Here is a 16,956-nt window from a genome sequence, read left to right as displayed (position 1 = left end):
ATTAATTAAAATTGATTAGCCATGATAATACATGGTATTATGAGCATTGTGGTTGTGTTGACATTTTGATGTGATATTGCGAAGATGGATGCATTTTGATCGATTATAAAAATATAATTTATGTTATGTAACATAAAGGATTGGAATACTATGAAAGCAGCGTTAGTAGGTATTTTTTTTAGTAGTGATACAGGTAATACTGAAAAACTTGCTAAAATGATTCGAGCACAGTTAGGAAAAGATATCGCAGATGTTTTTGATATAGCTATGAGCTCTAAAGAAGATATAGAAAATTATGATAATTTATTATTTGGCATTCCTACTTGGTATTATGGAGAACCCCAATGTGATTGGGATATTTTTTTACCTGTACTAAGAAATATTGATTTTTCTGGAAAAAAAGTAGCAATTTTTGGATGTGGAGATCAAGAAGATTATTCAGAATATTTTTGTGATGCAATGAGCATTTTATACGATATTATTTTGAAAAACGGAGCTGTTGTTACAGGATTATGGCCTGCGTCTGGTTATCATTTCGACACTTCAAAAAGTTTAATTGATACGAATAATTTTGTGGGATTAGCTATTGATGAAGATCGCCAACCTGAAATGACCGAGATTCGTGTACAACATTGGGTGAATCAAATTCGGAATGAGATGAATATTAACAACAAATAAAATTATTATATTTGGTACTATTATATTATTAGGATTATTACAAACTACCTCTGAGCATCATGTATCAACATACTATTTTTATGTTTGCGGTATGATTGTTAATCAATAGAAAGATTAACTAGATATAATTGTGTAACAATTTGAGTGTATTTCTTTACTAATTTTTAGATTCTTTTAAGGTTACGGTTCTGTTAAATACTAGGTAAGATTTTTTAGAATAATGGTGGTCCAGGATAAAATATCCTTCTCGTTCAATTTGGTATGGACCAGAGCTATAAGAGTGAATTATATTTTCTTCAACAACTCCTTGAGAAATTATTAAAGAATTAGGATTGATATTGGCAATCAAGTTGCTTGCAACAGCAGGATTGGGGTGAATAAATAATTTATCATATAGACGAAATTCAGCTGATATGTTTCTTGTTGCTGATACCCAATGGATTACTCTAGTAATTTTTCTGCCACCTACTGGGTTTTTATGTAAAGTAAATGGATCGTAACTGCAGTAAATACAAATGATATTTCCATTTTTATCTTTTTTGACACCCTCTGCTTTTATGACATAAGCGTATCTTAATCGTATCTCCTGCCCAAAAGTTAATTTATAACATTCATTGTTATTTAATATTTCGCAAAAATCAAAACGATCAATAAAAATTTCTTGACTAAAAATGACATGACGCACCCCCATATCAGAGTTATTAGGATGATTTGGCATTTCTATTTTTTCTTCATATCCTACAGGTAAATTATTAATAATAATTTTCATTGGATTGATTACTGCCATAAGTCGTGGCGCATGTTTGTTTAAATCCGCACGAATACATGATTCTAAAAGTGATAATTCTATTTGACTTTCTTGTTTACTGATGCCGATACGATGACAAAATTCGCGAATTGATCTGGCTGTATATCCTCTGCGTCGTAATCCAGAAATAGTAGGCATTCGAGGATCATCCCATCCATCAACTATGTTTTTTGTAACTAATATATTAAGTTTACGTTTAGATGTGATTATATATTTTAAGTTAAGCCGAGAAAATTCATATTGAGCGGGGTGTGTATTTATATCAATATTATTTAATATCCAATTATATAGAATGCGATTCTCTTGGAATTCTAAAGTACATAAAGAATGAGTAATACCTTCTATTGCATCTGAAATACAATGACTAAAATCGTATGTTGGATAAATACACCAATTTTTTCCAATGCGATGATGTGGAGTGTATTTAATACGATATAATACCGGATCTCGCATCACCATAGAAGGAGAGGCCATATTAATTTTAGCACGTAAACAGGCCTTACCTTCTAGAAAATCCCCATTTCGCATTTTAGAAAAATAAATTAAATTTTCTTTAATACTACGAGATCGGTATGGGCTATTTTTACCAGAACGTGTTAATGTTCCCCGGTATTTTTTAATTTCATCTATGGATAATTCGTCTACATATGCTAGACCCTTTTTAATTAATTTGATAGCATAATCATACAATTCTTCAATATAATCGGATGAATAATGTACATCTCCGTGCCACATAAATCCAAGCCATTGAATGTCATATTTTATACTTTCAACATATTCTTTGTGTTCTTTTTCTGGATTGGTATCATCAAATCGTAAATTGCATTGACCATGATAATATTGAGCAATACCAAAATTGAGGCAAATAGCTTTAGCATGTCCGATATGTAAATATCCATTAGGTTCTGGAGGAAATCGTGTGCGCACATTAGTATGTTTCTTTGATTTCAAATCTTTATCAATAATATGGTTAATAAAATTAGGTCGATAATTCATAAGAATTTTCATTCTTTTATCCTTTTCTAAATATATACTATCATTGCTAATCCGTAGATAACATATCTTCATTAATTTAAATGACGATATCGAATGAAGATTATTACATAAAAATATAAAAATTTTTAAAAAATATCATTCTATATGACAATAATAATATGCATATATACAATATATTGACAAGTACATTAATTAATATTTGAAATATTTAACAGCGTTATAATTATTATCTTAAATCTAAATATATTCCTAGAATAGCTACAATACAAATCAAATAATAATAGATTCTGTTTTTATAATTAAGATGTCATATTTTACGTATCCAAGCCAATATAGATTGATATCTATATATTTTCGTGAAGACATTATGGTCTTTGCAATTATTTTTTTAGATCAATAAGTAGGTAATTATGTAGATCTGCATTGTTACTCAAATTGAGAATAATATAAACGTTACTTTGCTGTTGTAAATTTTAATACTTCTGTATAGAATATATTTGTGTTAACTTTATTATGAGAAAGATAACGTTTTTTTGAAATAAATTAATCGTAAATCTTTATTTAAAGACGGTTGTAATGCGCAGGAATATGTAATTTTTTAATCAGTATACAGGAATGGGTACATAATGGAGATAAACGCATGTATTTAAGTATTGTAACAATTGTGCAAATGATTATATGTTAATATACATACATAATTGTTCGACAGCTACTGGAGCACGTAAGGAACGAATTATCTCATGAGGTGTGTTTATTTCTATAATTTATTATCAGTACAATACTGTGCTAATAAAATTATTATCTTTAATTTTAAAAAAGAAATCGCATCAGGTCCGCAATTAACCATATATGTATATATAGTGTTTTATTAGTTTTTAAATAATATAGGATGATTTATTATCAGCTCAATTAAACAAGGATCTTTATATGAGAGTTATATTTTTAGATACCTCTGATCACGTTGCTCAATGGGTTGCGCACTACGTTGTTTGCCGTATTAATTCTTTTCATCCTACCATCGACAATCCGTTTGTATTAGGTTTACCTGCAGGAAGAACTCCAATAAAGACTTATAAAAATATTATAGCGCTGCATCGGTCTAATCAAGTAAGTTTTAAATATGTAGTAATATTTACTATGGACGAATATCTTGGTTTATCTCATACAGATTTAAAAAGCTATTATACTTTTATACATACAAATTTTATTGATCATGTTGATATTCCTAAAGAAAATGTCTACGTTTTAAATGGAAATACCAATAATGTTAAAGATGAATGTCAACGATATGAAGAAAAAATAAAATTATATGGGGGTATTCATTTGTTGATAGGGGGGGTTGGTAGTGATGGACATCTTGCTTTCAATGAACCTGGCTCTTCTTTAACATCGCGCACCAGACTTAAAAACTTAAGTAAAGAAACTCGTGTATCAAATGCTAAGTTTTTTAATAATAATATTGATTCTGTCCCTAAATTTGCATTAACTATTGGAATTGCTACATTAATGGAGTCACGAGAAATAATAATAATAGCAACTGGAATAAATAAAGCAGCGGCAGTACAAGCAGCAATTGAAGGTAATGTTAATCATATGTGGACTATTAGTTGTCTACAGTTACATCCTAAATCAGTATTAGTATGCGATGAGCTATCAACTATGGAATTAAAAATGAAAACAGTCAAGTATTTTCGAGAACTAGAAATAAATAATCAGACAATCATAATGTAATTTCTAAAATATGTATGCTTTAATTAATAGTACGATATACACTGGTAAGGAAATTATTGATAATCATGCGCTTATCGTTTCTGAAAATGTTATTAAAGCTATTTGTTTGAGTAGCGAGTTGCCTAAAAACATAGATGTACATGATTTATCAGGATCTTTATTGACACCTGGATTTATAGATTTACAAATTAACGGGTGCGGCGGCGTACAATTCAACGATCATATAAATGCAATATCAATATGTACACTTGAAAAAATGCAGGAAACTAACCAATTTTCAGGGTGTACTAGTTTTCTTCCAACGTTGATTACTAGTAATAATGTTCTGATGCAACGAGCTATTGAGATCATGCGTATTTTTTTATCTAAAAATAAAAATCAGGCTTTAGGATTACATTTGGAAGGGCCATTCTTAAACTCTACAAAAAGAGGTATACATAACCCGATATTGATTCGTTGTCCGACAAAAGAGATGATAAATTATCTGTGTGAAAATAGTGATGTTATCAGAAAAATAACTCTTGCTCCCGAACAATTAGATATGACATTTATTCAAAAATTAAAAAAATCGGGTATTTGTGTTGCAATTGGACATTCTAACGCTACTTATGAACAAGCACGATTTAGTTTCTCATACGGTGTTAGTTTTGGAACCCATTTATTTAATGCTATGCCACCGTTAATTGCTCGTGAACCTGGTGTTATCGGAGCTATTTTTGATGTGCCAGAAATATATTGCAGTGTTATAGCAGATGGATTGCATGTTCATTGGGCTAATATTAGATATGCTAAAAAAATTAAAGGAGATCGTTTAATTTTAGTAACTGATGCCACTAGTCCTGCGGGATCTAATAAAATTAGATCCCGATTTCTTTTTTCTAATAAAACCATATATCATCGTAATAACATATGTGAGGATAGTAAAGGCACACTTAGTGGATCGACTTTAACCATGATTCAAGCAATAAAAAACAGTGTTAAATATGCTGGAATACCATTAGATGAAGCTGTGCGTATGGCTACCTTATATCCAGCCAAAGCTATCGGAATGGACCATTGTTTAGGTAGCTTAGAAATAAATAAGATTGCTAATTTAACTGTTTTTAACACAGACTATCAAATAAAAAAAACCATAGTTAACGGAAAAATAGTGAATACATCATTGCCATAAATTCGACTACATATAGACATATGCTTAAATAAATGTTCATCCATGATGGAATTTTTTATCTCATTAATGATCTTGTGTATTAAACTAACAATTTTTAAATTTTTATTACTACAAATTATGTGTTACCATATTCACATATGAACAAAGTTGAACTATTATATGGAATAGCTTCGTAATATATGTTTCTATGCAGAAATATTTTATTTTTATTTTCAAATTACTTAAATTATAGTTATTTTTATATGAGCGTGCTCATAAAGTAAATCATATAATTTTATAATTTTTTTAACAAAATTATAAGTTTACATAATAACTAAAAATATACCCATTTTATATCCATAAAAGAAAGTTGACGGATATTTTATAATTATTGCATAATGTAGTATAAATTTATGTGTTTCAGTTCGTAATGGGATCCATAACACAGGATAATTAAAAATATTGGCTACGTAGCTCAGTAGGTTAGAGCGCAGCACTCATAATGCTGAGGTCACAGGTTCAAGTCCCGTCGTAGCTATTTATATAATCAGATAGGTACAACAAAGCGGGAGTGGCGAAATAGGTAGACGCGTCAGAATTAGGATCTGATACTGAGAAGTATGCGAGTTCAAATCTCGCCTCCCGTATGTTGTTTATTTAAGTGACTATGCAACAAAAGGAATACATAAATAAATATAAAAATATACATGAATAAGCATATTATGATAAATGGGGTATAGCCAAGCGGTAAGGCAGCGGGTTTTGATCCCGCCATTCCCAGGTTCGAATCCTGGTGCCCCAGTGGATTTTCATGTTATTATACTCAAATAAAAAATATAAAAATATTGCGTTTTCAAAGTCTATATCATGTTTCATGAATGATTATTAAAAATGAACAATCAAAATATATTTGAGTAGGAATCATTTTTACATGTATAATGCATTGTAGTAATATAAGTATAAAAATTTATTTTTATAATTAAATTCAAGATAGATTTAGAATCTCTCTACATTTGATATATATGTCGCAATACTGTATATACTCTTATATACCTAAAGCATATTTTAATACTTTTCTTTTTAAATATAAGGAGCGCTCAACTGTCATAAATGCAACGTTCCTAGCTATTTTTAGTGGCAAGTAATTATTATGAAAAACAACGTATAACCAATCTATGCATGATTGCATAAGGAAAGAGTCATATTTACGGCTTTTTTGATAGGATATCAACACCTCTGAAATACTCGAATACTCGTCAAAAACACGTGAATTAATTAGTAATCGGGATAAACTCATGACATCACGAAGTCCTAAATTTATTCCTTGCCCTGCTAAAGGGTGCAGAGAATGTGCCGCATCTCCAACTAATGCACCTCCTGAAGTTATGTAGTTGTATGCACATTGACGAATCAATGGAACTACAGTCATATTGTGTAACTTAACGTTACCTAGTTGTTTTTGAAAATTATTTTCGATTTTTTTTTCCAACATTGCTACAGGTAATTGTTGTAACTCCTGAATACGCTCAGGAGTATTGTACCACATTAATGATCCCCAATGATTATACAGAGGTAAAAATCCTATGGGACCCCAAGGAGTAAATATTTGCCAAATTGTTCCATTTTTACATTTGTCTGTTTTAATGGTGAGTAACATACAAAATTGACGATATTTCCAACCAATTACCCCGATTCCCAATATTTTTCGAACTTGAGAATAAATTCCATCAGCTCCTATTAATAAACGACTAACAACTACGACACCATTATCAAGAATGCATCGCCAACAAAATCCGTCATAATGTGTGGATACTAATATGGATGGGCAATATAATGTTATTGTTTTGAAGTTTACGAAATCTTCCCAAAGTGCTAATTGTAACCGATTATTTTCAATAATGCACCCCATCATGGATACTCCTGCAGCCATGGAATGAAAAATTACTTTTGATGATGGGCATTCCCATACTTCTAGGCGGTGATATGGCGTGCAAAAATTAGAAGGAATTTTTTTCCATATATTAATTTGTTTTAAAAATTCTATTGAAGCATAATTAATAGCAGCAACTCGAATATGCGGTTTTTTTTTTCATTGGAACAGGATGTGTATGGTCTACTATGATTACTTTAATACCAGATTTAGAAAGACGTAATGCTAAAGATGCCCCTATAATACCAGCACCAAATATTAATACATCACAGAATAATTTATTCATAATATTTTATGATCTACATAAAGGTTAAACTGTATATAAGTATATTTTTATATGATGTTAAGATTTTATGCAAGCGAATATTAATTTAAGTAAGTAATCGGGCATATAACACATAGAAGTTTCAAATTAAATAAATACTTAAAAATTTAAAGATTTAATTGCAATCATATGTCCTTGACATATGATTGCAATTATTTTAACTTTCAGTTATATTACTAATTTATTAATTTATATTAGTAAATTAAGTTAATTTTTATCTATATTTTTAATATGTTGTTATACTTATTATTGTTTATTTTTAAAATTTCAAGCATGTATTTAAAAACGTGTATATGTTGAAAATTTTTTCATAGCTTATGATGATAGATTTTTTATTTCTAAATAATGTTATAAATTACATTTAATGTCTTGATTCAATGTAAGTATTACTATTAATTGTTTTTATTATGATTAATTTAGGGGTAATTTTTGAATTTAGAAACTAAAGAGATTAGATTACAACCAGCAAATAATAAACGTTTGATCAGTCTATGCGGACCTTTTGATGATAATTTGAAACAATTAGAATCTCAATTGAATATTACTATCAATAGGCGTGATAATTTTTTTAGATTAATAGGAACATCAGTATCAGTTAATGCTGCCACTAATGCTTTGGTGTCTTTATATTCGGATACCGAGACCGAATGTGGTGTGATTCATGACATTGATCCAGAGCAAGTATATTTGACTATTAAACAAATCCAAATATTACAAACTCAATATAAATATACAAAAAAAAATCATAATACTTTGATACAAATTGAAACAAAAAATGGGACAATAAAGCCTCGTACAAAAAACCAATCAAAGTATATTTATAATATTTTTAATCATGATATTACTTTTGGAATAGGACCTGCAGGTACTGGGAAAACGTATCTAGCTATAGCTGCTGCGGTAGATTTATTAGAGCGTAAAAAAAACAAATATATTGTTTTAACTCGTCCTGCTATTGAGGCAGGAGAAAAATTAGGTTTTTTACCGGGCGATCTTAATCAGAAATCTGATCCCTATGTGCGTCCATTATATGATGCTTTATTTAATATAATTGGGCGTGAAAGAGTAGAGCAATTGATACAAAAGAATATAATAGAAGTAGCTCCGTTAGCTTATATGCGCGGACGCACATTAAATGATTCTGTCATTATTCTTGATGAAAGTCAAAATACAACTATTACTCAAATGAAGATGTTTTTAACCCGAATTGGATTTCATTCTACAGTCATTATTACTGGAGATATCACTCAAATTGATTTACCATCTAATCAATCATCTGGTTTAACACACGCCATTAAAGTTTTATCCATAATTAAAGATATTAGTTTTAATTTTTTTACTAAAGAAGATTCGGTACGTCATGCAATAGTAAGTCGCATAATAGATGCTTACGAAGCATGGGATGAGAAAAAACAATTTTAAATATACATCATAAGATATACAGATATACATGAGAGTAATTGTAAATTAAAGTATAAATAAAACAAATAGTAGCGATTAATAATAATTATTATTATGACTAAGGATAATAGATGACGAGTAACCAAGTAATTATCGATTTACAATTAGCATGTAAAAATTTACATGGATTACCTAATCGGAAAATGTTTCAGTCGTGGGTATCTGCTATATTTTCTATATATAAAAAAAAAATAGAATTAACTGTACGTATAGTAGATATAAAAGAGATGCACTATTTAAATTGGTATTATTTAAAAAAAGATTGCCCTACTAATGTTTTATCATTTCCTTTTACGCCGCCATTGGGAATGAAATCCCCATTACTTGGTGATGTAGTGCTTTGTCGCCAGATCATAGAATACGAATCTAAAGAAAAAAATGTACCTGGTAGATCACATTGGGCGCATATGATAATTCATGGGTCACTACATTTGTTAGGGTACAATCATATTGTGGACAAAGAAGCTATATTAATGCAACGAGTAGAAAGAAATATACTTCAGAAATGTGGATATCGAACGTGTTGTCATGTTGCACATAGATAATAAAATTTTTATAAGATATAATAAATAATATTATGAATAACAATAATTCAGAGGAGAACGTTAATTCTATTCGTAAAAAAAGTTTTTTCACCTTTATATTACATCATCTCTTTCATAGTAGTCCTAAAAATCGCAATGATTTATTAAATTTAATACGTGATTTTGAACAAAATTCTTTGATAAATTCAGATACTCGAGATATGTTAGAAGGGGTTATGGATATTGTTGAACAAAAAGTTAGAGATGTTATGGTACCTAGGGCGCAAATTATTTTTTTGAAAAATACCCAGTCTTGGGATGAACAACTTAACATTATTATAGAATCTGCTCATTCTAGGTTCCCAGTGTTGTATGGTAATCAGGATAAAATTAAGGGTGTTTTGATTGCTAAAGATTTATTACCATTCATACTAAAACAATCACAACCACGTAGTATTGATAAAATTTTACGTCCAGCAATGGTAGTGCCAGAACAGAAAGGCGTAGATAGAATGTTACAAGAATTTCGTCTACAACACTGTCATATGGCTATTGTAATAGATGAATTTGGAGGAATGTCTGGACTGATTACCATCGAAGACATATTAGAATTAATTGTTGGTGAGATTGAAGATGAATACGATAATAAAGATAGTTTTAATATTTGTCAAATAAACCAACATACTTTTATTATTAATGCATTAACCCCTGTTGCAGATTTTAATAAAATGTTTAACACCTGTTTTCATAATGAAGAAATAGACACTATTGGGGGTTTTATTATGCAATCTTTCGGGCATTTACCTACAAATGGGGAATCTATTGATATTTTGGGCTACAAATTTAAAGTTACACTTATAGACAGTCATCGTATTGTACAATTACTTGTACAAATTCCCAACAACTCATTATATACACCTAAAGAAAATAATTTGTAGACATGATTTTTGTTGTTACTACATATTATAAATATAAACAATATTTTGTGTTTTTTACAGTGTTGTTATTTGGAGCATTCGGTATTTTAGGATTTTCTCCATATAATTTTTGGCCAGCTAGTATTATTTCCTTAACTGTTTTTTTAAAAACCATTTTAGATTCTACATGGAAAAAAGCAGCATGGAATACATTTTTTTGGGGTATTGGATTTTTTGGTAGCGGGTTACAATGGATCTATATAAGTATAGACCAATTTAGTAATATGTGTAATTGTATCAATATTTTATTAATTGTTTTTTTGGTGTTATATCTGATACTGTTTCCTATATTATTTTCTGTTTTATTGTCGCTGATGCAATCATATACAACTATATGGTATGCAGTAAGCGCTGCTCCAGTGATATGGTCAATTGTTGAATATATCAGGGGGTATATGTTCACCGGTTTTCCATGGTTACAATTTGGATATAGTCAAATTGATGGCCCCCTAAAAGGTATTGCTCCTATTTTTGGTGTAGAAGGTATTACATTTACTCTTATTTTAATCAGTGGATTATTAGCTGTTTCTATCAAAAGAACGCAATTATCGTCATTAATCATATCTTTCGGAATATTATTATTGTTATCACCCTTAACGAGGATACAATGGTATCATTTTCAGCCACAACGCGCTATTCACGTTTCTTTAGTGCAAGGTAATATTGATCAACATATAAAATGGAATTCTAATTATGTAGAAAAAATACTGCAGACATATATAAACCATACTTTACCTTTACTTGGCAAAACAAAAATAGTTATTTGGCCCGAATCAGCTATCCCGGGAAATGAAATTGAGCATAATACAATTTTAACATTATTAGATCATAAATGTAGACAATTTCAAACGAATTTAATTACCGGAATTATTGGAATACGTTACATTCAAAACTATTATCATTACTATAATAGTGTTATAGTACTAGGAGAATCTGAATCCTATAAATATCCGAATCGCAATAGATATGATAAACATCATTTAGTGTTATGGTCTGAAAAGTTTCCATTTCAGAGATTTTTTAAACCATTACTGAATCTTTTTAATATACCTGTGCCTTTTATGCAAGAAGGTTGTTATTTTCAACCACAATTGAGTGTGTCGTGCGTAAAAATGACTACTGCTATTTGTTATGAAATAATTCTTGGTAAACAAATACGTGACAATTTTAAATCTGATACTGATTTTTTATTAACTGTTGCAAATAATGCGTGGTTCGGTCGGTCTATTGGACCGTGGCAGTTTTTCCAAATGGCTCGTATGCGTGCTCTAGAATTAGGCAGACCTTTATTATGTAGCACAAATAATGGAATTACAGCGATTGTTAATGCAGATGGTTCTCTGCAAGCACAACTGCCTCAGTTCATTTCTGCGGTGCTTAGTGACAAGGTCATTCCAACCACAGGTTTAACACCATATGCAAAATTTGGATCCGGTTTTTTTCTGGGCATTATTATATATATATTTCTAATTTTTAAATGCAAAAATTATATATAATTTAAAAAAAATTTTTATCAAATCTTCAAAATGAAGTATCTAATTACATAGAGATCTCAAAGAGATATATGCTATACTTTTTATTAGGTATTAAATGAACATTTATTATAAAATAAGAAATAAAATTGATTAAATATTATCAATTACGTATATATGATTATATACTTCGTTATTTTTATTGGATAAAAACAATGTTTATTTAGAAAAAATTAATATTTGTAATTAACTACAATTATTAATTAATTAACATTTTTTAATTTATTGTGATATTTATTATGCGTAAATCATATTCTCCAAGCGATATTGAAAGTGTTGTTCAAAAACATTGGTATAAAAACAAGACTTTTGCAGTCATAGAAGACAGTAATAAAGAAAAATATTATTGTTTATCTATGATTCCTTATCCATCTGGAAACTTACATATGGGGCATGTACGCAATTACACAATTGGAGATGTAATCTCTCGATATCAACGTATGCTTGGAAAAAATGTATTACAACCTATAGGATGGGATGCTTTTGGATTACCTGCAGAACATGCTGCAATTAAAAATAATACAGACCCATCAATCTGGACATACTCTAATATTAATTATATGAAAAGCCAATTGCAATCATTAGGTTTTGCTTATGATTGGAATAGAGAGCTTATAACTTGTCACCCAGACTATTATCGATGGGAACAGTGGTTTTTTACTGTATTATATAAAAAAGGTTTAGTATATAAAAAAACTGCATCAGTAAACTGGTGCTCATATCATAAAACGGTTTTGGCTAATGAGCAAGTTACTAATAATTGCTGTTGGCGTTGTCATACCCCTGTAAAATATAAAAGAATTCCGCAATGGTTTATAAGAATTACTAATTATGCGGATCAATTGTTACATGGATTAGATCAATTAACGCATTGGCCTGAACAAGTAAAAATTATGCAACGAAATTGGATTGGGCGTTCAAAAGGCGTAAATGTTACTTTTAGAATTGAAAATTCTAATGATACGTTAACAATATACATGACTCGATTAGATATTTTCATGGGAATTACTTATTTAGTCATATCTACAGATCATCCAATAGCATTGCAGGTGGCAAAAACTGATTTAAATGTAGCTCATTTTATTCAAAAAAATGACGATTTTTATACTAAATTAAACAAAAAAAATGTTTTTTATTTTGAAAAAATGGGAATGCCTACTCATATCTATGCGATACATCCGATTACTAATAGTAAATTACCAATTTGGGTCGCCAATTTTGTAATACCTATGGAGTGTGATGGAATGGGAGCAGCTATATCAATTCCAGCTCATAATCAACAAGATTGGGAATTTGCCTATAAATATAATCTACCAATAAAACCTGTTATAAAGAATCTGGATGCAATTGAACCAAATATTGCGATGCAAGCGCAAGAAACGACTTGTGATGGGATATTATTTAATTCTGGTGAATTTGATGGATTAAGTTCTTGTACTGCGTCTAACGCGATTGTCAAATCGTTAATTGCGCGTGGTGTCGCTCAATATAAAGTTAATTATCGCTTAAAAGATTGGGGTATTTCGCGTCAACGTTATTGGGGGGTTCCTATCCCTATGGTAACATTATCTAATGGTGTTGTTAAGCCAGTACTGTTGGATCGATTACCAGTAATTCTTCCAAAAAATATGTCAACTATACACAGAAGTAACGATGGATATGTCGATAATTCTTTAAAAATGTATCCTAACTGGATTCAAACTACTTATAAAGGGCAAGCAGCCATTCGTGATACTGATACTTTTGATACTTTTATGGAGTCATCTTGGTATTATGCTCGTTATACTTGTCCTCGTTATAATGATGCTATGTTAAATGTGCATGCTGCTAATTATTGGTTGCCAGTTGATCAATATATAGGTGGAATTGAACATGCTATTATGCATTTATTATATTTTCGATTCTATCACAAATTAATGCGTGATGAAGGATTAGTATATTCCGACGAACCTGCAATACGTTTATTATGTCAAGGTATGGTATTAGCAGACTCTTTTTATTATGTGTCTCCTAATGGCCAACATATATGGGTAGATCCAACTCATGTTACAATAAAACGAGACAGAATAGGAGGTATTGTCAAAGCTATTGATAAAGATGGACGTGATTTAATTTATGATGGAATGTGTAAAATGTCAAAATCAAAAAATAATGGTATTGATCCAAATATAATTATTGAAAAATATGGAGCAGATGCGGTGCGGTTTTTTATAATGTTTGCTGCTCCAATTGAAGCACCGTTGGAATGGAAAGAATCTGGCATAGAAGGCGCGCAGCGTTTTCTTAAACGTATTTGGAACTTAATATATCATCATATCCAAGATGGACCTGTAGATGCATTAAGTGTTGTAATACTGAATCATGCGCAAAAATTTATTCGATACAATGTACATAAAACCATAGAAAAAGTTACTGACGATATTGATCGTAGGCAATCATTTAATACTGCTTTATCAGCTATTATGAAATTAGTAAAAAAATTATACAATGCTCCTAAAACAAGCATGCAAGATAGAGCAGTATTACAAGAGGCTTTATTAGTAATAGTGAGGCTGCTATATCCATTTACTCCACATATTAGTTTTATTTTATGGAAGGCTTTAGGAGGATCTGAAGATATCGATAATGCGACATGGCCTATTGTAGATACACAAGCGATACAAAATGACAGAACGCTCGTTCTAGTACAAATTAATGGAAAGATGCGACATAAAGTTTTTGCGCCATTAAATAGTGATAAGAATGTAGTTTATAAATTATTAGAAACAGAGGGAGTTTTAAATAAATATCTTATTGGAAAAAAAATAAATAATATAATTTATGTTCCAAATAGAGTAATCAATATCATTGCAAAATAGTAATATGCTGGACATTGCTTATATAAAAAAAATAATTTTTTTAATGATTGTAAGTGTTTTGACTGTGATTATCTTTACAAGTTGTGGTTATCAATTATATACAGATACAACCTTAAAAAAATTACGGACAAATAATATAAGATCTATAATATTATGTAGTTATGACCCATTTGGTCCGATAAATCGAGCTATAATGACTGAGTTACACGCAAGTCGTATTGATATTTTTGATGATTTAAATGATTTACGTAGTAATGTGTGTACACGAGAGGCACAAATTCCTCGTTTAAATATCATCAATGCTTCAGAAAAACATATAACCACTTCTGTATTTCAGAACGGAAAAGAAGCTGGATATCGATTGACATTGAGTATACAAACTCATTTGTTCGTTCCAAACAGAAATTATTACCCCATCAGTGTTTACGTGTATCGTTCACTTATAAGAAATCCTGAAAAAGCTTTATTTAATGACATGCAAGAAAATGATATTCGTAAAGAAATATATCGAGATGCGGCTCAACAGCTAATATATCAATTATTTCTGCGATGTGAAGATTTTAGTTAGGATATGTTGTAAAATCATTTTTTATATTTAATATAAATTTTTTATTTCACCATCAAAAATATATTATGATTTGGATATACCCAGAACAATTGTGTATAGAATTGAAAAAGGAATTGAGATCTGTTTATGTATTATTAGGGAATGATTCTTATTTTTTAGGAGATAGTTATCTAAATATTGTTAATACAGCCAGAATGCTAAATTTCAATGAATCTGTTAATATAGCATTGGATATGTATTCTGATTGGGAGAATATATGTAATTTGTTCAGAGTATCAAGTTTATTTGAAAAACGCAGAATATTATCACTGAAATTTCCTCAAAATTATCCTGTTGCTATTTTAAAAAAAAAAGTGCCTTTATTGTTCTCATTTCTTCATGATGATTTAGTATTAATTTTATATATTCATGAATCGAATCAAATTAATAAAAATAATATTTGGTTACAATGTTTTAAAAAAATAGGAATATTCGTTGATTGCAGCACTCCTACGCATACACGCTTGATAATGTGGATAGAAAATCAAGCTAAAAATATGAAACTTGTTATAGAAAATTTAGCTTGTCAATTATTATGTTATTATTATGAAGGTAATTTAACATTATTAAATCAAACGTTGCGGAATCTGTCTTTAATCTATCCTGATGGAAATTTAAATTTTATTCGTGTAAAAAAAATAGTAACTGATTCAGCATGTTTTAATATGAATCATTGGATAGAATCGATTTTAACGGGCAACAAACAACGTGCTGATCGTATTCTAAAAAAATTGGAATATATAGGTGTCGATTTAGAACTATTATTATGCAGGATTAAATCTGAAATACTGATGATAACTAACATGAAATACAATATGGTGCAAGGAAAATCATTATTTAATTTGTTAAAAAAATATAAAATATATAGAAAGTATCATTGTATGTTGTTAGCTAGAGCTGTTAATCGGTTAAGTTTATACCAATTATATCAAGCAATAGAATTATTAGCGCAAATAGAATTAATATATAAAAAGGATTATATTGTTTTGTCACGATCAAGTTTTGAACTATTATCACTCATCTTATGTTACGATAAGAAGGTTTCGCTTAAATAGCTATTTTAATCCAAATACATTAACCATATTTTATAATAGAATTTTTATAAATCTTATTTATTAGATGATTTGAGATAATTATTTATTTAAAAATAAATGCTTATATACAAATATATACATGTGTTTTTTATCAAAAATAATTTACAATAAAGATATTAATGATTTTGATTGATTATATTGATGTGTTTAAAATAATTTTTAAATTTTTTATTAAAAAATAGTTATATGTACATGTATCACATACATATTGTAATACATGTAAGTATATATTGAAAAACTTATAATTCTTATGAAATAAAATAATGACATCGTGTATATTTAGTA

13 protein-coding genes and 3 tRNA genes are annotated in these 16,956 nt (G+C 29.3%); 13 read left to right on the top strand and 3 right to left on the bottom strand.

Features of this window, described 5'->3' with window-relative positions; all coding sequences use genetic code 11:
- Nucleotides 1–150: 150 nt before the first annotated feature.
- Nucleotides 151–678, top strand: a complete 528-nt coding sequence (gene fldA / locus BPEN_RS01640; protein WP_011282867.1) for a flavodoxin FldA — start codon at nt 151–153, stop codon at nt 676–678.
- Between the two features lie 157 nt (nt 679–835).
- Here fldA and glnS read toward each other — a convergent pair whose 3' ends face one another.
- Complete coding sequence (glnS, locus tag BPEN_RS01635) at nt 836–2,494, bottom strand: glutamine--tRNA ligase (protein WP_011282866.1); 1,659 nt, start codon at nt 2,492–2,494, stop codon at nt 836–838.
- Between the two features lie 915 nt (nt 2,495–3,409).
- Between glnS and nagB the strand changes: the two genes are divergently transcribed.
- The 5 genes from nagB to BPEN_RS01610 all read left to right on the top strand — a co-directional run bounded on the left by nagB (nt 3,410) and on the right by BPEN_RS01610 (nt 6,165).
- Nucleotides 3,410–4,213, top strand: a complete 804-nt coding sequence (nagB, locus tag BPEN_RS01630; RefSeq protein ID WP_011282865.1) for a glucosamine-6-phosphate deaminase — start codon at nt 3,410–3,412, stop codon at nt 4,211–4,213.
- A 10-nt stretch (nt 4,214–4,223) separates the two neighbouring features.
- On the top strand, nt 4,224–5,384 hold the full coding sequence (gene nagA / locus BPEN_RS01625; RefSeq protein WP_011282864.1) for an N-acetylglucosamine-6-phosphate deacetylase: 1,161 nt from the start codon (nt 4,224–4,226) through the stop codon (nt 5,382–5,384).
- 443 nt (nt 5,385–5,827) lie between these two features.
- Nucleotides 5,828–5,901, top strand: a tRNA-Met gene (locus tag BPEN_RS01620).
- A gap of 27 nt (nt 5,902–5,928) precedes the next feature.
- Nucleotides 5,929–6,010, top strand: a tRNA-Leu gene (locus BPEN_RS01615).
- A gap of 83 nt (nt 6,011–6,093) precedes the next feature.
- Nucleotides 6,094–6,165: transfer RNA gene (locus BPEN_RS01610), tRNA-Gln, on the top strand.
- Nucleotides 6,166–6,408: 243 nt separating this feature from the next.
- Here the strand turns inward: BPEN_RS01610 and BPEN_RS01605 are convergent.
- A complete protein-coding gene (locus BPEN_RS01605) occupies nt 6,409–7,383 on the bottom strand; it encodes an FAD-dependent monooxygenase (RefSeq protein ID WP_238374074.1) in 975 nt (324 codons plus the stop codon).
- A gap of 34 nt (nt 7,384–7,417) precedes the next feature.
- On the bottom strand, nt 7,418–7,579 hold the full coding sequence (locus BPEN_RS03365) for an FAD-dependent oxidoreductase (RefSeq protein WP_236608111.1): 162 nt from the start codon (nt 7,577–7,579) through the stop codon (nt 7,418–7,420).
- A 468-nt stretch (nt 7,580–8,047) separates the two neighbouring features.
- On the opposite strand from BPEN_RS03365, the gene BPEN_RS01600 reads away from it, so the two are divergent.
- From BPEN_RS01600 to holA, 7 genes are all read left to right on the top strand, one after another.
- Nucleotides 8,048–9,040: a PhoH family protein gene (locus tag BPEN_RS01600; RefSeq protein ID WP_011282862.1), complete on the top strand. Its 993-nt coding sequence runs from the start codon at nt 8,048–8,050 to the stop codon at nt 9,038–9,040.
- Nucleotides 9,041–9,150: 110 nt separating this feature from the next.
- Nucleotides 9,151–9,624, top strand: a complete 474-nt coding sequence (ybeY, locus tag BPEN_RS01595; RefSeq protein ID WP_011282861.1) for an rRNA maturation RNase YbeY — start codon at nt 9,151–9,153, stop codon at nt 9,622–9,624.
- A 32-nt stretch (nt 9,625–9,656) separates the two neighbouring features.
- Nucleotides 9,657–10,541, top strand: coding sequence for a CNNM family magnesium/cobalt transport protein CorC (gene corC, locus BPEN_RS01590; RefSeq protein ID WP_011282860.1), 885 nt, complete (start codon nt 9,657–9,659; stop codon nt 10,539–10,541).
- Between the two features lie 2 nt (nt 10,542–10,543).
- Nucleotides 10,544–12,076 carry an apolipoprotein N-acyltransferase gene (gene lnt, locus BPEN_RS01585; protein WP_011282859.1) on the top strand — a complete coding sequence of 511 codons (1,533 nt, stop codon included), beginning with the start codon at nt 10,544–10,546 and terminating at the stop codon, nt 12,074–12,076.
- A gap of 275 nt (nt 12,077–12,351) precedes the next feature.
- Complete coding sequence (leuS, locus tag BPEN_RS01580) at nt 12,352–14,970, top strand: leucine--tRNA ligase (protein ID WP_011282858.1); 2,619 nt, start codon at nt 12,352–12,354, stop codon at nt 14,968–14,970.
- Between the two features lie 4 nt (nt 14,971–14,974).
- Nucleotides 14,975–15,538, top strand: coding sequence for an LPS assembly lipoprotein LptE (gene lptE / locus BPEN_RS01575; protein ID WP_011282857.1), 564 nt, complete (start codon nt 14,975–14,977; stop codon nt 15,536–15,538).
- Between the two features lie 65 nt (nt 15,539–15,603).
- Nucleotides 15,604–16,632, top strand: a complete 1,029-nt coding sequence (holA, locus tag BPEN_RS01570; protein ID WP_011282856.1) for a DNA polymerase III subunit delta — start codon at nt 15,604–15,606, stop codon at nt 16,630–16,632.
- Nucleotides 16,633–16,956: the final 324 nt, after the last annotated feature.

The sequence above is a fragment of the Candidatus Blochmanniella pennsylvanica str. BPEN genome, assembly GCF_000011745.1.
Taxonomy (GTDB): Bacteria; Pseudomonadota; Gammaproteobacteria; order Enterobacterales; family Enterobacteriaceae; genus Blochmanniella; species Blochmanniella pennsylvanica.
This window is presented reverse-complemented; position numbering and strand designations above follow the sequence as displayed.

Bases quoted from the DNA above. Each gene is read 5' to 3' on its own strand.
- BPEN_RS03365 (WP_236608111.1), bottom strand. From the start codon at position 7,579: ATGAATAAATTATTCTGTGATGTATTAATATTTGGTGCTGGTATTATA.
- ybeY (WP_011282861.1), top strand. From the start codon at position 9,151: ATGACGAGTAACCAAGTAATTATCGATTTACAATTAGCATGTAAAAAT.
- fldA (WP_011282867.1), top strand. From the start codon at position 151: ATGAAAGCAGCGTTAGTAGGTATTTTTTTTAGTAGTGATACAGGTAAT.
- glnS (WP_011282866.1), bottom strand. From the start codon at position 2,494: ATGAAAATTCTTATGAATTATCGACCTAATTTTATTAACCATATTATT.
- lnt (WP_011282859.1), top strand. From the start codon at position 10,544: ATGATTTTTGTTGTTACTACATATTATAAATATAAACAATATTTTGTG.
- nagA (WP_011282864.1), top strand. From the start codon at position 4,224: ATGTATGCTTTAATTAATAGTACGATATACACTGGTAAGGAAATTATT.
- holA (WP_011282856.1), top strand. From the start codon at position 15,604: ATGATTTGGATATACCCAGAACAATTGTGTATAGAATTGAAAAAGGAA.
- nagB (WP_011282865.1), top strand. From the start codon at position 3,410: ATGAGAGTTATATTTTTAGATACCTCTGATCACGTTGCTCAATGGGTT.
- corC (WP_011282860.1), top strand. From the start codon at position 9,657: ATGAATAACAATAATTCAGAGGAGAACGTTAATTCTATTCGTAAAAAA.
- leuS (WP_011282858.1), top strand. From the start codon at position 12,352: ATGCGTAAATCATATTCTCCAAGCGATATTGAAAGTGTTGTTCAAAAA.
- lptE (WP_011282857.1), top strand. From the start codon at position 14,975: ATGCTGGACATTGCTTATATAAAAAAAATAATTTTTTTAATGATTGTA.